The 14,740-nt window shown below is 65.7% G+C and carries 12 protein-coding genes and 1 pseudogene; 9 read left to right on the plus strand and 4 right to left on the minus strand.

Annotated features, from left to right (window positions below):
- The first annotated feature begins 143 nt into the window (after positions 1-143).
- From pal to ACETMP_RS28770, 8 genes are all read left to right on the plus strand, one after another.
- Positions 144-632 carry a peptidoglycan-associated lipoprotein Pal gene (pal, locus tag ACETMP_RS28735; RefSeq protein WP_018317777.1) on the plus strand — a complete coding sequence of 163 codons (489 nt, stop codon included), beginning with the start codon at positions 144-146 and terminating at the stop codon, positions 630-632.
- Between the two features lie 218 nt (positions 633-850).
- Positions 851-1,903, plus strand: a complete 1,053-nt coding sequence (gene ybgF / locus ACETMP_RS28740; protein ID WP_375158772.1) for a tol-pal system protein YbgF — start codon at positions 851-853, stop codon at positions 1,901-1,903.
- A gap of 82 nt (positions 1,904-1,985) precedes the next feature.
- Positions 1,986-3,044 (plus strand): tRNA lysidine(34) synthetase TilS, encoded by a 1,059-nt coding sequence (tilS, locus tag ACETMP_RS28745; protein ID WP_375158773.1) that lies wholly within the window; start codon positions 1,986-1,988, stop codon positions 3,042-3,044.
- A 275-nt stretch (positions 3,045-3,319) separates the two neighbouring features.
- Entirely contained in the window at positions 3,320-5,245 is a 1,926-nt protein-coding gene (ftsH, locus tag ACETMP_RS28750; protein WP_028138393.1) for an ATP-dependent zinc metalloprotease FtsH, read from the plus strand.
- Between the two features lie 280 nt (positions 5,246-5,525).
- A complete protein-coding gene (locus ACETMP_RS28755; protein ID WP_375158774.1) occupies positions 5,526-5,906 on the plus strand; it encodes a hypothetical protein in 381 nt (126 codons plus the stop codon).
- The gene (locus ACETMP_RS28760; RefSeq protein WP_375158775.1) at positions 5,798-6,343 is read left to right on the plus strand and encodes a universal stress protein; all 546 of its coding nucleotides are present in this window, start codon (positions 5,798-5,800) and stop codon (positions 6,341-6,343) included. The genes ACETMP_RS28755 and ACETMP_RS28760 overlap by 109 nt, the downstream gene beginning before the upstream one ends.
- A 9-nt stretch (positions 6,344-6,352) precedes the next feature.
- The gene (locus ACETMP_RS28765) at positions 6,353-7,585 is read left to right on the plus strand and encodes an APC family permease (protein WP_375158776.1); all 1,233 of its coding nucleotides are present in this window, start codon (positions 6,353-6,355) and stop codon (positions 7,583-7,585) included.
- 199 nt (positions 7,586-7,784) lie between these two features.
- A complete protein-coding gene (locus ACETMP_RS28770) occupies positions 7,785-9,167 on the plus strand; it encodes a hypothetical protein (RefSeq protein ID WP_375158777.1) in 1,383 nt (460 codons plus the stop codon).
- Here ACETMP_RS28770 and ACETMP_RS28775 read toward each other — a convergent pair.
- The 4 genes and pseudogenes from ACETMP_RS28775 to ACETMP_RS28790 form a co-directional block, all read right to left on the minus strand.
- Complete coding sequence (locus tag ACETMP_RS28775; RefSeq protein WP_375158778.1) at positions 9,164-9,847, minus strand: class I SAM-dependent methyltransferase; 684 nt, start codon at positions 9,845-9,847, stop codon at positions 9,164-9,166. The two genes, ACETMP_RS28770 and ACETMP_RS28775, sit on opposite strands and share 4 nt — an antisense overlap.
- An 8-nt stretch (positions 9,848-9,855) precedes the next feature.
- Complete coding sequence (locus tag ACETMP_RS28780; protein WP_028138388.1) at positions 9,856-10,851, minus strand: glycosyltransferase family 2 protein; 996 nt, start codon at positions 10,849-10,851, stop codon at positions 9,856-9,858.
- A gap of 157 nt (positions 10,852-11,008) precedes the next feature.
- Entirely contained in the window at positions 11,009-12,511 is a 1,503-nt protein-coding gene (locus ACETMP_RS28785; protein WP_375158779.1) for a hypothetical protein, read from the minus strand.
- A 32-nt stretch (positions 12,512-12,543) separates the two neighbouring features.
- Positions 12,544-14,048: pseudogene (locus tag ACETMP_RS28790) on the minus strand (hypothetical protein).
- 413 nt (positions 14,049-14,461) lie between these two features.
- Between ACETMP_RS28790 and ACETMP_RS28795 the strand changes: the two are divergent.
- On the plus strand, positions 14,462-14,626 hold the full coding sequence (locus tag ACETMP_RS28795) for a Flp family type IVb pilin (protein ID WP_028138385.1): 165 nt from the start codon (positions 14,462-14,464) through the stop codon (positions 14,624-14,626).
- Positions 14,627-14,740 lie beyond the last annotated feature (114 nt).

The raw sequence follows: 14,740 nt of genomic DNA on the forward strand, positions 1-14,740 counted from the left end.
ATTAACCATGATGGGTGCTTTTCGCCGGTTGGGGGCATTTGATCGGCTGAGGCAAGGTTCCGTCAAGGTTGACGGAACGTTCGCTTAACCAACCCCCTGTAGACCGGACAGCAGTGGACTAACGTGAGCGTGGAGGCTCCGGAATGAAACATCCTATGCGTATCCTCCAGGGATTGAAGCTGGTCGCGGTGCTGGCCGTCGCGCTGTCGATGGGCGCCTGCGCCAACAAGAATGCCGCGACGGATGCGATGGCCAATGCGGCGACGCCGGGCAGCCAGCAGGACTTCGTGGTGAACGTGGGCGACCGCGTGTTCTTCGAAAGCGACCAGACCGATCTGACCCCGCAGGCGATCGTCACCCTGGAGAAGCAGGCGCAGTGGCTCCAGACCTATCCGCGCTACAGCTTCACCGTCGAAGGTCATGCCGACGAGCGTGGCACCCGCGAATACAACATCGCGCTCGGCGCCCGCCGTGCCCAGTCGGTGCGTTCGTTCCTCGCCTCGCGCGGCATCGATCCCAACCGCATGCGCACGATCTCCTACGGCAAGGAGCGGCCGGTCGCCGTCTGTAACGACATCTCGTGCTGGTCGCAGAACCGTCGCGCCGTCACCGTGCTGAACGCGAGCTCCTGACACGGAGATCCTGACGCCAAGATCCTGACGCTCGGTCAGGCGCCGTTCATCTTCAGAAACCGATTATGCCGGCGCCCTCTCGGGCGCCGGTTTCGTATCAGCAATCCGTGACCTAAAACCTCTTGGTGGCAGTCACAGTTTTGGCGTACTCCCTTTCTCATTGTGTGGCGCGGCGAATGGTCCGCCGCGCGCCACGTCGCTTTCGTCGTCAGGGCAAGATGTCATCGAAGTTCAAGGCAATTACCGGCACCGTGGCGACCGCCGCGCTGCTCTCTTTGTGCTCGCCCGCATTTGCGCAGTCGATCTTCGCGCAATCGGATGATGCCGATCCCGAGATGCGGATCGAGCGGCTGGAGAACCAGTTGCGCCAGCTCACCGGCCAGAACGAAGAGCTGCAATACCGCAACCGCCAGCTCGAGGAGCGGCTGCGGGCGCTTGAGGGCGGCGCGCAGGCCGCGCCCGGACAGGCGCCCAGTGCGGCGGTGATGCCGCCCGCCCAGATCGCACCAAGTCAGGTCGCGCCGGGCTATCGCCAGCCGCAGCAGCAGGCCGTGCAGCCGAATTACGAGCAGCCGCAGATCGCGTCTCCCGCGCCGATCGTTCAGGAGCAGCCGGCGCCCGGCGCCCCCGGCACACGCCGTCGCGGCGACGCCTTCGACCCCAACCAGAACCCGAGCGCGCCCGGCGCGCCGCGCGCGCTCGGCGGCGGGCAGCAACCGATGCCGGCAGGCGGCCAGATTGGCTCGCCCGGCGGCCGCGGCGCCGGCGAGCCGCTCGATCTCGCCAACACCAGCCCGCGCTATCAGCAGCAGGCAGCACCCCCGGCGGCTCAGCCGGGTTACCCGGCGCCCGCAGGGGCCCCCGGATTGACGACGCTGCCGCCCTCGGCCACGCCGCGCGACGAGTTCGACCTCGGCATCGGCTACATGCAGCGCAAGGACTATGCGCTTGCCGAGCAGACCATGAAGAATTTTGCGCAGAAATATCCGAGCGACCCGCTGCTCGGAGACGCGCAATACTGGCTCGGCGAGAGCTACTTCCAGCGCCAGCAATACCGCGACTCCGCGGAAGCCTTCCTCGCCGTCACCACCAAATACGAAAAATCGGCCAAGGCCCCGGATGCGCTGCTTCGGCTCGGCCAGTCGCTCGCCGCCCTGAAGGAGAAGGAGGCCGCCTGCGCCGCCTTCGGCGAGGTCGGCCGCAAATATCCGCGCGCCTCCGCCGGCGTCAAGGCGGCCGTGGACCGCGAGCAGAAGCGGGTGAAGTGCTGATCCACCGCGCGGAGCGCTGACAAGGCGGATGGCGCTGCGCTAGATTGCGCCCGCCATTCGCTGGCGATTGCCGGGCAGCGCCATGTCAGACGATGACAATTCTCCGATCTCCACCCGCGAGGCGAGCCGCCTCTTCGCCGGCCTGAAGAGCGCGCCGGCGCTGGTGCTCGCCGTCTCCGGCGGCCCCGATTCGGTGGCGCTGATGTGGCTTGCGGCGCGTTGGCAGCGCAGCCTTGCGCGCGCGCCGCTCCTCACCGTCGTCACGGTCGATCACGGCCTGCGGCAAGAGGCGGGGCGCGAGGCGCGCGAGGTCAAGCGGCTCGCCGCCGAGCTCGGACTGCCGCACCGGACCCTGCGCTGGCGTGGCGCCAAGCCGAAGACGGGGCTGCCGGCAGCCGCGCGCGAGGCGCGCTACCGCCTGCTCGCAGACGCCGCCCGTGCCGTCGGCGCGAGCCATGTGCTGACCGCCCATACCCGTGACGACCAGGCCGAGACGCTGTTGATGCGCCTGTTGCGCGGCAGTGGACTTGCGGGACTGTCGGCCATGGCCCCTCTCAGCGAGCGCGACGGCATCGTGCTGGCGCGGCCGCTGCTCGATGTCCCGAAGTCGCAGCTGGTCGCGACCTTGAAGCGGGCCAAAATCGGCTTTGCCGACGACCCCACCAATCGCGACACCGCCTTCACCCGGCCGCGGCTGCGCGCGCTGCTGCCGCTTCTCGCGGCCGAGGGCGGCGACAGCAGGAATCTGGCGCGGCTTGCGGCCAGGCTGGCGCGGGCCAATGCGGCGGTCGAGGTGCTGGCCGACGGCGCCGAGCGCTTCCTCCGTTTGCGGGATCGCGGCGAAGCGCCGCAGTCGGGAGCGCGAAGCTTCGAGGCTGCGGCCTTTGCCGCGCTGCCGGATGAGGTCCGGCTGCGGCTCCTGCTGCGGGCCATCAACGCGCTCGGGCATGAAGGGCCTGCGGAACTCGGCAAGGTCGAAACCCTGATGTCCGTGCTGGATCAGGCCATTGCGGCACGTCTCCGCGCCCGCGCCAGCCGCCAGCCGGTCCTGAAGCAGACGCTTGCGGGAGCCTTGATCAGCCTTGCCGGCGGGCGTATCCACATCGCGCCGGCGCCGGCCCGGCGCCGCAAGGGCGGATAGGCGTGGGCGAGGGCGGATCATGACACCAGCCATTTCGGCCCCGTACCGTCAGGACACCTTAACCAGGCAGGAAGAACCCCGCTCCGGGCGCCATTTTTTCAGCGGGAATCGCTCTAAGATGGGCTAAATAGTCCCATCTCATTCCCTTGGCAGCGACCCGGGCGGCACCTAGATTGTATGCGTAACCGAGAGGATTCCTTGGGGATTTTCTCTAGCTCGCCCAAGTAACTCCTGAAGGACCAGGCCGCGATCCGCGCGACCACGAAGGAAGATCGATGAACGCCAATCTGCGCAATTTCGCCCTCTGGGTCATCATTGTTTTGCTGCTGTTGGCGTTGTTCACGCTCTTCCAGAATCCGGGCCAGCGAGCCTCCTCGCAGGACATCGCCTTCTCGCAACTCTTGAGCGAGGTTGACCGCGGCAATGTGCGCGACGTCGTGATCCAGGGGCCGGACATCCACGGCACCTTCACCAACGGCTCCAGCTTCCAGACCTATGCGCCGAACGACCCGACGCTGGTGAAGCGCCTGTATGACAGCAAGGTGCAGATCACCGCGAAGCCGCCGGGCGACAACGTGCCGTGGTTCGTCTCGCTGCTGGTCTCCTGGCTGCCCTTCATCGCGCTGATCGGCGTCTGGATCTTCCTGTCGCGACAGATGCAGGGCGGCGCCGGCAAGGCGATGGGCTTCGGCAAGTCGCGCGCCAAGATGCTGACCGAAGCGCATGGCCGCGTCACCTTCGAGGACGTCGCCGGCGTCGACGAGGCCAAGCAGGACCTGCAGGAGATCGTCGAATTCCTGCGCGACCCCGGCAAATTCCAGCGCCTCGGCGGCCGCATTCCGCGCGGCGTGCTGCTGGTCGGCCCTCCCGGCACCGGTAAGACCCTGATCGCACGCGCGGTCGCGGGCGAAGCCAACGTGCCGTTCTTCACCATTTCGGGTTCGGACTTCGTCGAGATGTTCGTCGGCGTCGGCGCCTCTCGTGTGCGCGACATGTTCGAGCAGGCCAAGAAGAATGCGCCCTGCATCATCTTCATCGACGAAATCGATGCGGTCGGTCGTCACCGTGGCGCCGGCCTCGGCGGCGGCAATGACGAGCGCGAGCAGACGCTGAACCAGCTGCTGGTCGAGATGGACGGCTTCGAGGCGAATGAGGGCGTGATCCTGATCGCCGCGACCAACCGCCCCGATGTGCTCGATCCCGCGCTGCTGCGTCCGGGCCGCTTCGACCGCCAGGTCGTGGTGCCCAATCCCGACGTCGTCGGCCGCGAGCAGATCCTCAAGGTCCACGTCCGCAAGGTGCCCTTGGCGCCGGATATCAACCTCAAGACCATCGCGCGCGGCACCCCGGGCTTCTCCGGCGCCGACCTGATGAACCTCGTCAACGAGGCCGCGCTCACCGCCGCCCGCCGCAACAAGCGGATGGTGACGCAGGCCGAGTTCGAGGAGGCCAAGGACAAGGTGATGATGGGCGCCGAGCGCAAGTCGCTCGTCATGACCGAGGAAGAGAAGCTCTTGACGGCCTATCACGAGGGCGGCCACGCCATCGTCGGCCTCAACGTGCCCGCGACCGATCCGATCCACAAGGCGACCATCATCCCGCGCGGCCGTGCGCTCGGCATGGTCATGCAGCTCCCTGAGCGCGACAAGCTGTCGATGTCCCTGGAGCAGATGACCTCGCGCCTCGCCATCATGATGGGCGGCCGCGTCGCCGAAGAGCTGATCTTCGGCCGCGAGAAGGTCACCTCGGGCGCCGCCTCCGACATCGAGCAGGCCACGCGGCTGGCTCGCATGATGGTGACGCGCTGGGGCCTGTCGGAAGAGCTCGGCACGGTCTCCTACGGGGAGAACCAGGACGAAGTGTTTCTGGGCATGTCGGTGTCGCGGACCCAGAACGCCTCCGAGGCGACGGTGCAGAAGATCGACTCCGAGATCCGCCGTCTGGTCGAGGAAGGCTACAAGGAAGCGACCCGCATCCTCACCGAGAAGCGTGCCGACCTCGAGGCGCTGGCCAAGGGTCTGCTCGAGTTCGAGACGCTGAGCGGCGACGAGATCGTCGATCTGCTCAAGGGCAAGAAGCCGAACCGCGAATCCGTGCTCGAGCCGACCACGCCGCGCGCCTCCGCGGTGCCTCCGGCCGGCAAGTCGCCGCGCCCGCGGCCCGATGCGGATCCCGGCCTGGAGCCGCAGCCGCAGGCGTAATCGAGCAGCGGCACACCGAATTGAAAAACGCGGCGGAAACGCCGCGTTTTTTCTGTTCTCCGAGTGCGCGATCGCGAGCCGGCATCCTGCTGGCTGCTTCCGGCAAAGCGGGCACCGCCGAACCAGAGCGCTTCGGTTCCGGTCGCCGCCGTCCGGGCCTAGGCCGTTTTGCCACAGCAATCCCGGCTGAATCGGCTGCGGTCGATCAATAAAGAGCGCCTCCTGGGCGCTAGGCTCCGACTCGTCAAAGGAGGGATACATGGCTTTCAAGGATATTCTGTTGACCCTGGCGAGCTATCCGGAACCGACGCCGGTTTCGGTGATCGACGATGCCGTTTCGGTAGCCGCCGTCCTGGATGCGCACCTCGCGGCCATTTCCTGCGAGGTCCATGCGGAAGTGCGCGCAAGCCTGCTCGGGGACGTCATCCTGGACATACCCGCGCTTGTTGCGCGCGAGGCAACCAAGAGCCGCGAGAATGCGAAAGCGCTGCTCGCGGCATTCGAAGCCTCGGCCGTGAAGTCCGGCGTTCGGCATGAGACCATCTTCGAGCAATGTGCATCCGCCGGCGAGGCCGCACTGCTGGCAGATTATGCAAGGCTCCGCGATCTCACGATCATGGCGGTGCCGGACTCCATGATCGATGGTACGCAGAAGAGGTGATCTTCGAATCCGGAAGGCCGACGCTGATCCTGCCCGCCGCTCCCCGATCGCGTCCATTCCAGCTCGATGCCGTTTGCGTGGCCTGGGACTTCAGCCGTACCGCTGCGCGAGCGGTTTCCGCTGCGCTTCCTTTGCTCGAAAACGCAGGACGTGTGCGCGTCGTGACCGTCACGAACGAAAAGGCCCTGGATTCCAAACATTCGGGCGAAGAGCTGGCGAAGAACCTCGCTCGTCACGGCATCGAGGTCGTGTGCGACGAGATCGATGCCGAGGGCAGGCCGATCGACGAGGTCCTGACGTCTTACGTGCTATCCCACGGCATCGACGTCCTCGTGATGGGCGCGTACGGAACGCCGAGATGGCGGGAATTCGTGCTCGGCGGCGCGACCAGGGGCCTGCTGTCCAAGCCGCCGATCCCGATTCTGTTCTCGCATTGACGATTGGTCATGCAGGAGATGGCGCCGCTCGGGTCTACAAGACTGATCAGATCGCTGACGCTCACGCACGCGGTGCTGTACGGGCTCGGCGTGACGATCGGTGCCGGGATCTACGTCCTGGTGGGAGCGGCCGCCGCGCGGAGCGGAATGCATGCACCTCTGGCGTTCCTCGCTGCGGCGGTCGTGATGGGCGTGACGGCCGGGAGCTTTGCCGAACTGGGCACGCGATTGCCGGTTGCGGCGAGTGAGGCCGCCTATGTTCAGGCCGCGTTTCACCGAAAATGGCTCAGCGGTGCCACGGGGCTGCTCGTGGTGGCCGCAGCGACGATCTCCGGCGCGACCATCACCGTTGGCAGCGCCGGCTACATCAGCGTGTTCCTGCCGCTGCCTGCCAGCTGGATCATCGCCGGCGTCGTGCTTGCGATGGGAGCGGTCGCCTGCCTGTCCGCGGTTCAGTCCATCAGCTTCGCCGGCTTGATGACGGTCGTGGAGATCGGAGGATTGCTCCTCATTGTCGGCGCCGGACTGTTTCAGGGCGACGCCCTGGTCTCCCGGCTGCCCGAACTGTTGGCTCCCCTGAGCGACAAAGCGGCGTGGACCGGGATCGCACAGACGTCGCTGCTCGCCGTGTTTGCGTTCATCGGGTTCGAGCACCTCGTGAACATCTCCGAGGAAATGAAGAATCCGTCCCGGACTCTGCCTTGGGCGCTCTTCATCACCTTGGGCGTGACGGCGTTCCTCTACATGACCGTCGCCTGGGTTGCGGTGGTCGCGGTGCCCCCGGCCGAGCTCGCGCACTCCTCGGCTCCGCTTGCACTGGTCTTTCAGCGGTTGACCGGTCTTCCCCTCTCGGTGTTGAGCGTCATCGCCATCGTTGCCACGGTCAACGGAATCATCGTTCACATGCTGATGATCGGACGCGTGCTGTACGGGCTTGCGGACCAAGGCAGCCTTCCCGCCTTTCTCGCCAGGGTGAACGCCAGAAGCGGCTCCCCGGTGGTTGCAACCCTGTTCGGCGTCGGCGCCATCCTGATCCTCGCCCTCGGCGTTCCCTTGACCGGATTGGCCGAGTGGACCTCACGTCTGACCCTCGGGGCTTTCGTCCTGGTCAACCTGGCGCTCCTTCGGATCAAGACGACAGAATCCAAGCCTCCCGCCGGCGTGTTCCTCGTGCCCATCTGGGTGCCGATTGCAGGACTGTTCACAAGCGCCGCATTGCTCCTGATCGATCTCCTCGCCTAGTGCGAGCTCGGGTTCGGCGAACGAAGTACGCTTCGCCTGAAGCGGGGGTAGGCGTGCGCTCCTGACCGTGCGTTGGAGCAATGCCTGAAACACTCAAGAAGAACTTAACGCTTGCGGCCTACTTTGGCCCGCCATGACTGACCAGGTCGTCCACAGCGCGGTTCAACCGCTTTCGGCACGTGCAGCGCTCCCTTGGGTCGTGGGGCTCGCCGTTTATGCCGTGTTGCTGGTCGCCGGGCCGCGGCTGCTCGGTGACCCCGACAGCTATTCTCACATCGAGCTGGGGCGGTGGATCATCGCACACGGCAGCCTGCCGACGAGCGACCCGTTTTCGTTTTCAAAGAATGGCGCGCCCTGGATCACGTTCGAATGGCTTTCCGAGGTCGTCTATGCCGGGATATACGCGCTGTCCGGCTGGCCAGGCGTCGTCGCCATCGCGGCCGCGGCGATCGCGCTCGCCTTCGCCCTTCTCACGTTCTTCCTGCTGCGCGAGCTTTCGCCGGCCTTGACGCTGCTCATGGTGATCGCGGCCGTCGTCCTGCTGGCGCCGCACATGCTGGCGCGGCCACATGTCCTGGTGCTGCCGCTGATGGTGACATGGGCGGCTGCGCTGGTCCGCTGCATGGATCGCCGCGGCCCTCCGCCATATTGGGCCCTGCCGCTTCTGGTGCTGTGGAGCAATCTGCACGGCAGCGTGGTGCTGGCGCTTGGCCTGATCGGACCGGCGGTGCTCGAGGCATTGCTGCGTGAAGAGCGCGCCCAATGGCCGCGCGTGCTGCTGCGGTGGCTGCCGTTTGTGGCCCTTGCCGTCGCGGCGTCCTGCCTGACGCCGCATGGGCCGAAACCGCTGCTGATGCCGCTGACGACGCTTGGCCTCGGCTCCGCGCTCGCCTGGATCGGAGAATGGCGGCCACAGGACTTCAGCCATGTCAGTGGCTTCGAACTGCTGCTGCTCGCCGGCATCTTTGCGCTCTCGCGCGGCGTCACGCTGCCGGTCGTGCGGACCTTGGTGGTGATCGGCCTGCTGCATTTCGCGCTGGCGCAAATCCGCAATGCGGATCTGCTGGCCATGCTGGCGCCGCTCTATCTGGCGGTTCCGCTGGGTCGGAGGTTCGGCGGACCGGCCGAGGATGGTGCGACGGTCTCGCCGCGCGCCTTGAATTGGGTTGGGCTCGGTGTGTTGATCGCAGTCAGCGGGGTGGCCTTGGCGCGTGACGTGCGGCCGGCTCCGGCCATCACCCCCGAGGCCGCGGTCGCCCAGGCCAAACTCGCCGAGGCGGGGCCCGTGCTCAACGATTATTCGTTCGGCGGCTATCTGATCTTTGCCGGCATTCCGACCTTCATCGACGGTCGCGGCGAATTGTACGGGGGGCCGTTCATCAACCGCTACAATCGCGCCCTGGCGCTGATCGACCTCGACGACTTTCTGAAGCTGCTCGACGAATACAAAATCGGCGCGACGCTGCTCGCGCCGCGGACGCCGGCGGTCGCGCTGCTCGACCGGCTGCCGCAATGGCAGCGCGTCTACAGCGACGATGTGGCGGTCGTGCACAAGCGGCGGGAAACGCCGCGAAGTAATTAAGCAGTCCCGAAGGCGGCGTACTGGCCTCCGAGCCACACGCCGCTCAGCGCGTCTTCGAGGCGCCGTGCCGGCTTGCTGTCCCAGGGCAGCAGCAGGAAGTGCCGCGCGCCGATCTTGCGCAAGCCGCTGGTTGCCATCAGCTTCCGGGTCGTGCCGGCTCCGAGCAAGACGGCGTCCCGGTCGAACTCACAGCGCGCGACGGCAAGCCGCGTCAGCGGGTTATACGGATTGTGCTCGATCACGCAGACGAGTCCCCCGGGACGCGTCACGCGGCGCATCTCGGCGATGAACTGCGCCCATTGCGCCGGCACGATGTGGTGCATCACGCAGACGGCCGTGACCAGATCGAAGCTGGCGTCGGCAAACGGAAAAGTGCGGCCGTCAAACTCCCGGTAGTCGACCCCGCCATTGCGGGCGCGCGCCTGCGCCAGGCTGGCCGAGGAGACGTCGATGCCGCTGAGGCGGCCGACCATGCCGTGCAGCAGCGGGTGAAGGCTGCCGACGCCGCAGCCGACGTCCAGCGTATCGGGCTTCTCGACGTCCAGCCGCTGGTCGATCAGATCGCGCAGCAGGTCGGCCTTTGCGCGCATGAAGAAATCATGCGGCAGGCCCGAGAAGTCGATCGAGGACTGGACCACGTCACGGTAATTGTCGTGATAGCCGTCGAAGAGCTCGGTCATGTGCTGGATTACTCGTTGACGGCGTGGATCGCCGGCGTCGCTGCCGTCTCGTCGCGATCGAAGCCGATTCGTGCCTGCACCACATAGAGCGGGCGGCGTTTCACCTCGGCATGGATGCGGCCGACATAGAGCCCCACGATGCCCGTCATCAGCATGTTGATGCCGCACAGCAGGGACACGACGACGATCGTGGAGGACCAGCCGGTCACGAGATGACTGTCCTTGCCGAGCCACAACAGCACAACCCAGCCGCCGTAGAGCAGTGCGAGCCCGGACACCGTCAATCCGCACCAGATGGCAAGCCGCAAGGGCAGATCCGAAAAGCCGAGCGCGGCGTTCACCGCCAGCCGGACCATCTTGAACAGCGGGTATTTGGTTTCACCGGCGGCGCGCTCGAGACGATGGAAGGCCACCTCGGCCTGGCGGAAACCGAGCCAGGCGATCATGCCGCGCACGAAGCGATCCTGCTCCGGCATCTGCCGGAGCGCCTCCAGCACCTTGCGATCGATCAGGCGGAAGTCGCCGACATCGGCGGGGATGCCGACCGAGGACATCCTGCCGAGCAGCCGGTAGAACAGATGCGCGGTCGCACGCTTGAAGCGGCTTTCGCCCTCGCGCGACAGGCGGCGGGCGTGGACGATGTCGTTGCCTTCCTTCCACTTCGCGATCAATTGCTCGATCACTTCGGGCGGATCCTGCAGATCGGCATCCATGACGATGATCGCGTCGCCTTGCGCGGCGTCCATGCCGGCGGTGATCGCGATCTGATGGCCGAAATTTCGCGACAGGCCGATGTAGCGAAAGCGCGAGTCGCGCGCGGCGAGCGCCCGCAACACGATCGAGCTGGAATCGCTGCTGCCGTCGTCGACGAAGATCGCTTCTGCCGGCCCGTCGAGCCGGAACATGACCTGGTCGAGCCGGCGCAGCAGGACCGGCAGCACGGCTTCCTCGTTGAACACGGGGATGACGAGGCTGTAGCGGATCGATCTGGAATTGGCCGCCATGCTAAGGATTCCGACTGGGTTGCAGGGGCGGGAGTCTATAAGCCGGTGGTTAAGGCCGCCTTGCCGCAAATGTTAAGGGTCTAGCGCCCTGGACATCGGCGGAGGACGGACCGAGAGCCGAAAGCCGGTTAACCACGCTTGGGACGCCGGCTTGGCTCTAGGATTTGCGGCGGATCCTGTAGAGAGCAAATCGCTGCGAGGTCTCCAGCAGCTCCAGCCGCTCCGGCAGCGGATTTGCGGCCGGCGATCCCAGCACGTAGAGGTAGTCGAAATCCCGGTACCAGGTGCGGACGAATGGCGGAACGTCCGCAGGTGGCTGGCCCGTCGCGATCGCGGCCAGCAGGCCCGCCGGCACCGGCCCCCCATAGGGAATGGATATATTGCGCACGGCCTCGCGCGGCCGCACGGGCTGCTTGCCGACCTCGGTGAACAGGTTGGGCACGAACGCGCCTGCGTAGTGCACGGCCAGCGTCGGCGCATAATACATCGGATACGAGGCGAGGTCGGCGAAGGGCGGGTCTCCGTTGTCGTCCGCGCTGCCGACCAGGACGCGCGAGCCCCGATCGATCTTCTGGAACGAGGCGATGATCGCCGCGTAATCGGCGCGGTAAGGCAGCCACACCGACAGAACGACGGCGAGATTGAGCAGGATGATGCCGCTGATACCGGCGAGCGCAGCCATCCTCCACGCCCGGCTCGGCAGCGACAACGAGCAGAAGGCGGGCAGGATCAGCGCCGCGGCGGGAATCACGCGAAGATCCACGAACGAGGTTCCGAACAGCTTCGAAGGAATGGCTAAATAGAGCAGCGCAAAGCCGACCGCGAGCCAGATTCCTGAAGGCTCGAGCCTGAGGACGCCGCGCCTTGCGGCGACAAACACTCCGATCGCCAGCGCCAGCCCGGTCGCTGCCGCCGTCGTCAGATTGTAGCCGTTCATGATGCGGAGCGGCCAGATCGGCTTGAATCCCAGGAACCAGCTCGTGCCTTCGCTTCCGACCGAACCTGCAGTGACGTGCATGATCGCAAGCAGCGCCAGCGCCGGGAGCGCCAACGCAGTGAGCCGCGCGGCCGCGACGGGATAGGCGACCTGCCGTTGGCGGATGCGCGACAGCTCGAAAAGGCCAAGCGTCGCGCCGTAAATGCCGAACGAGAAGAAATGCGCCACATAGAGCGCAGCGACGAAGATCAAATGGGCGACAAAACGCGCCGGCCATGGGCCTTCCGCCAGCATCAGATAGACGGCGATGCCCCAGAGCGCGAGGCCGAGGCCGAACTCGAAGTTCACGAAGCCCCAGCTGAACGGCAGGCAGTAGAGGAAAGCCAGTGCAGCGAAGCCGGCAAGCTGAACCCGTCCCTTCCGGACCCATTCGAGCAGCAGCGCGCCGGAAACGATCAGCACCTGGCTCAGCAGCAGAAACAGCCGTGTGGCGCTCTCGACGCTGATCAGCCGCGCCATCTGCGGGACCAGCAGATCCATGCCAAGGTTGGGATAGAACGCCCAGGCCACCTGGTAATGCGGATTGGCATCGGGGGTGCCGCTTTGGCTCAGAATGTACATGCGGGCGAGGTGATTGGGATAATCCACCATCGCGGGAATGGGGGTCAGCAGCACTGGAAGAAACGAGACGGCCGCCAGCATGGCAAGAACGGCAATCGCCACCGATCGGTCCGAGCCGGGAGCAGCCGGAATTGTCAAGGCCGGCCTGTCGGATTCGCAGGCGCAGCGGCCGCGGCCTCGGCATGGTCTCGGACATGAATGACGGCGATGTCGTCCGCATAGATGCGCTTCCAGCCCCTGAGCTGGTCGAGGATCTGCGGACCCGGCGCACCCGCGACCAGGAGTGTGGCGTCGATCTTGTACTCGTCGAGCAGGCGCGGCAGCAATTCGGGCTTCTTGCCTTCCGTCGCCTTGAAGAAGTCCACCACGAATTTCTCGCCGTAGAGCTCGGCGCGACCGTCGACGAAGACCGGAATATCGCGCGAGATCAGATAGCCGCCGAACTGATAGGCGTTGAAGATGCGCTGCGCCTTGCGTTGCTCGAGCAGGTCGACCGCCGCAACCGGCGTGTGCGTCATCGTGAAGCTGAAGCGGTGGTGCGCCATGTAGAGCGACGTCGAGGTCCAGCTGGCCGCCACGATCATCAGCGCGCCTGTCGCGGTGACATGGCGGGCCGGCCAGCGATCGGCACCCGCGCCGTCAGCCGCCGCGCGCGGGAACATCTCGCCGAGCGGCTTAGCCAGCACCAGCGGCACCAGGAACGCAAATGCCTCGATGCTCCTGACATGGGTCAGCGCGCTCCAGGTCAGGAACAGGATCAGGAAGATCCGGGGCGCCGACAGCACGAGACCGCGATAATAGCCGAATGCGATCAGGCCGAGCAGGGCGCCTTCGAACGGGGTGAAGGTGGCGAAGTTCGCCGGCATCCATTCGAAGATCAGCGACAGCAGCTCGCCGAGGCCGAGGATGCTGGTCGCGCCCTGGAGCGTCCGCCAGCCGTAGGGCGTGCAGCAGCTTGCGATCAGTGCCCCGATTCGAACAGCACCCAGCGCATGAACAGGGCAAGCCGCCGTCCCTTCTCGGCATGCTCGACGGCCTCGAGCGAGATCGGGCCGATCAGCGCCAGACCCAGCACGAAACCGCCGTGCAGATTGGCCCAGAGCGCCATCAGCGGCAGCCAGTACCAGGACGGCGCGCTCCTGCGGTCGGCGGCCGCCATCAGCAGGCCGATCCACGCCACCATGACCGGCAGCGCCAGGATATGCGGACGCGCCAGCACGTGATGGGCCGACAGCAGCAGCGCCAGCATCGCGAACAGCACGGCGCGTGGGGCCTCGATCTGCGTGCCGAGCAGATGGACGAAGATCGCTACCGCGAGCGCGACGCCCAGCGCGGTGAGGATGACGGGGCCTGCCCAGTCCCATTGCGCATAGGAGGAGGCGAACAGCACCTGCGACAGCCACGACGTCGAGATCCACGGCGCGCCCGTTCGCGTGAAGGAATAGAGGTCGATGGTGGGCATGGCGCCGTGATCGAGGATCCATTGCCCGATCTTGATCTGCCAGAACGTATCGGAATCCTGCAGCCGCGTGTCGCCGAGATAGAGGAAGAGCAGATAGGCGCCGGCACCGGCGCACAGCGGCACCAGAGCCCTCGCGCGGCTCTGCACCGCGATGCCGTCGGCAAAGGAAAGGGACATGCCGCCTCGTCGTCCTGTTGTCCTTGTCGGTCGAGCATGATCCGGACCCGCAGCGCCGCGTTCGCGCAAAGTGTGGTGCGGTTTCCGAGAGATCACGCCCGAGCAACGACGTGAAACGGGACGAAGGATTCAGCTCGTCGCGCTTCAGTTCGAGCGGGTGGCATTGGATCACGGCGGTCATAACTTCGGGTAAATCCGTGGCGCCATGCCGATTTCAGGTCCTGACAATTTAACAGATTGTTTTAGATTTGATTTTACCATCGGCCGACACACGCAATCCGCCCGGTGTTTACGCAGTCGAATTAACTGCGGCGCAATTCTTTGCCTCTACGTTCGGTTTCACGGTCGGCGGCGCTGGGAAGCCGGGAAGACCAGATCAGTTGTAAGTCTCGTGTACTCATTTGGAGCACTCCATGAAGAACCTCGTTGCGCGTTTCGTGAAGGATGAATCCGGCGCCACCGCCATTGAATACGGCCTGATCGCAGCCGGCATCGCGCTGGCGATTATCACCGTCGTCAACAATCTCGGCAGCACGCTGAACACCAAGTTCACCTCGATCTCGACCGGCCTCAAGTAAGTCCGGACGACCCAGAAATTCTGGAGAGCCTCGTCCTTGACGGGGCTCTTTGCTTCTGGCGGGGCTTTTCAGTTTTCTCTTGGACTTGTCAGTTCTCTTGGACGCGGCCCGCCA

This window comes from Bradyrhizobium dasycarpum (assembly GCF_042019905.1).
In the GTDB taxonomy this organism is placed as follows: Bacteria; Pseudomonadota; Alphaproteobacteria; order Rhizobiales; family Xanthobacteraceae; genus Bradyrhizobium; species Bradyrhizobium japonicum_B.

What these genes read in the sequence shown, in the direction of transcription:
- pal (WP_018317777.1), top strand. Translation starts at nt 144, where the DNA reads ATGAAACATCCTATGCGTATCCTCCAGGGATTGAAGCTGGTCGCGGTG.
- ybgF (WP_375158772.1), top strand. Translation starts at nt 851, where the DNA reads ATGTCATCGAAGTTCAAGGCAATTACCGGCACCGTGGCGACCGCCGCG.
- tilS (WP_375158773.1), top strand. Translation starts at nt 1,986, where the DNA reads ATGTCAGACGATGACAATTCTCCGATCTCCACCCGCGAGGCGAGCCGC.
- ftsH (WP_028138393.1), top strand. Translation starts at nt 3,320, where the DNA reads ATGAACGCCAATCTGCGCAATTTCGCCCTCTGGGTCATCATTGTTTTG.
- ACETMP_RS28760 (WP_375158775.1), top strand. Translation starts at nt 5,798, where the DNA reads ATGTGCATCCGCCGGCGAGGCCGCACTGCTGGCAGATTATGCAAGGCT.
- ACETMP_RS28765 (WP_375158776.1), top strand. Translation starts at nt 6,353, where the DNA reads ATGCAGGAGATGGCGCCGCTCGGGTCTACAAGACTGATCAGATCGCTG.
- ACETMP_RS28775 (WP_375158778.1), bottom strand. Translation starts at nt 9,847, where the DNA reads ATGACCGAGCTCTTCGACGGCTATCACGACAATTACCGTGACGTGGTC.
- ACETMP_RS28780 (WP_028138388.1), bottom strand. Translation starts at nt 10,851, where the DNA reads ATGGCGGCCAATTCCAGATCGATCCGCTACAGCCTCGTCATCCCCGTG.
- ACETMP_RS28795 (WP_028138385.1), top strand. Translation starts at nt 14,462, where the DNA reads ATGAAGAACCTCGTTGCGCGTTTCGTGAAGGATGAATCCGGCGCCACC.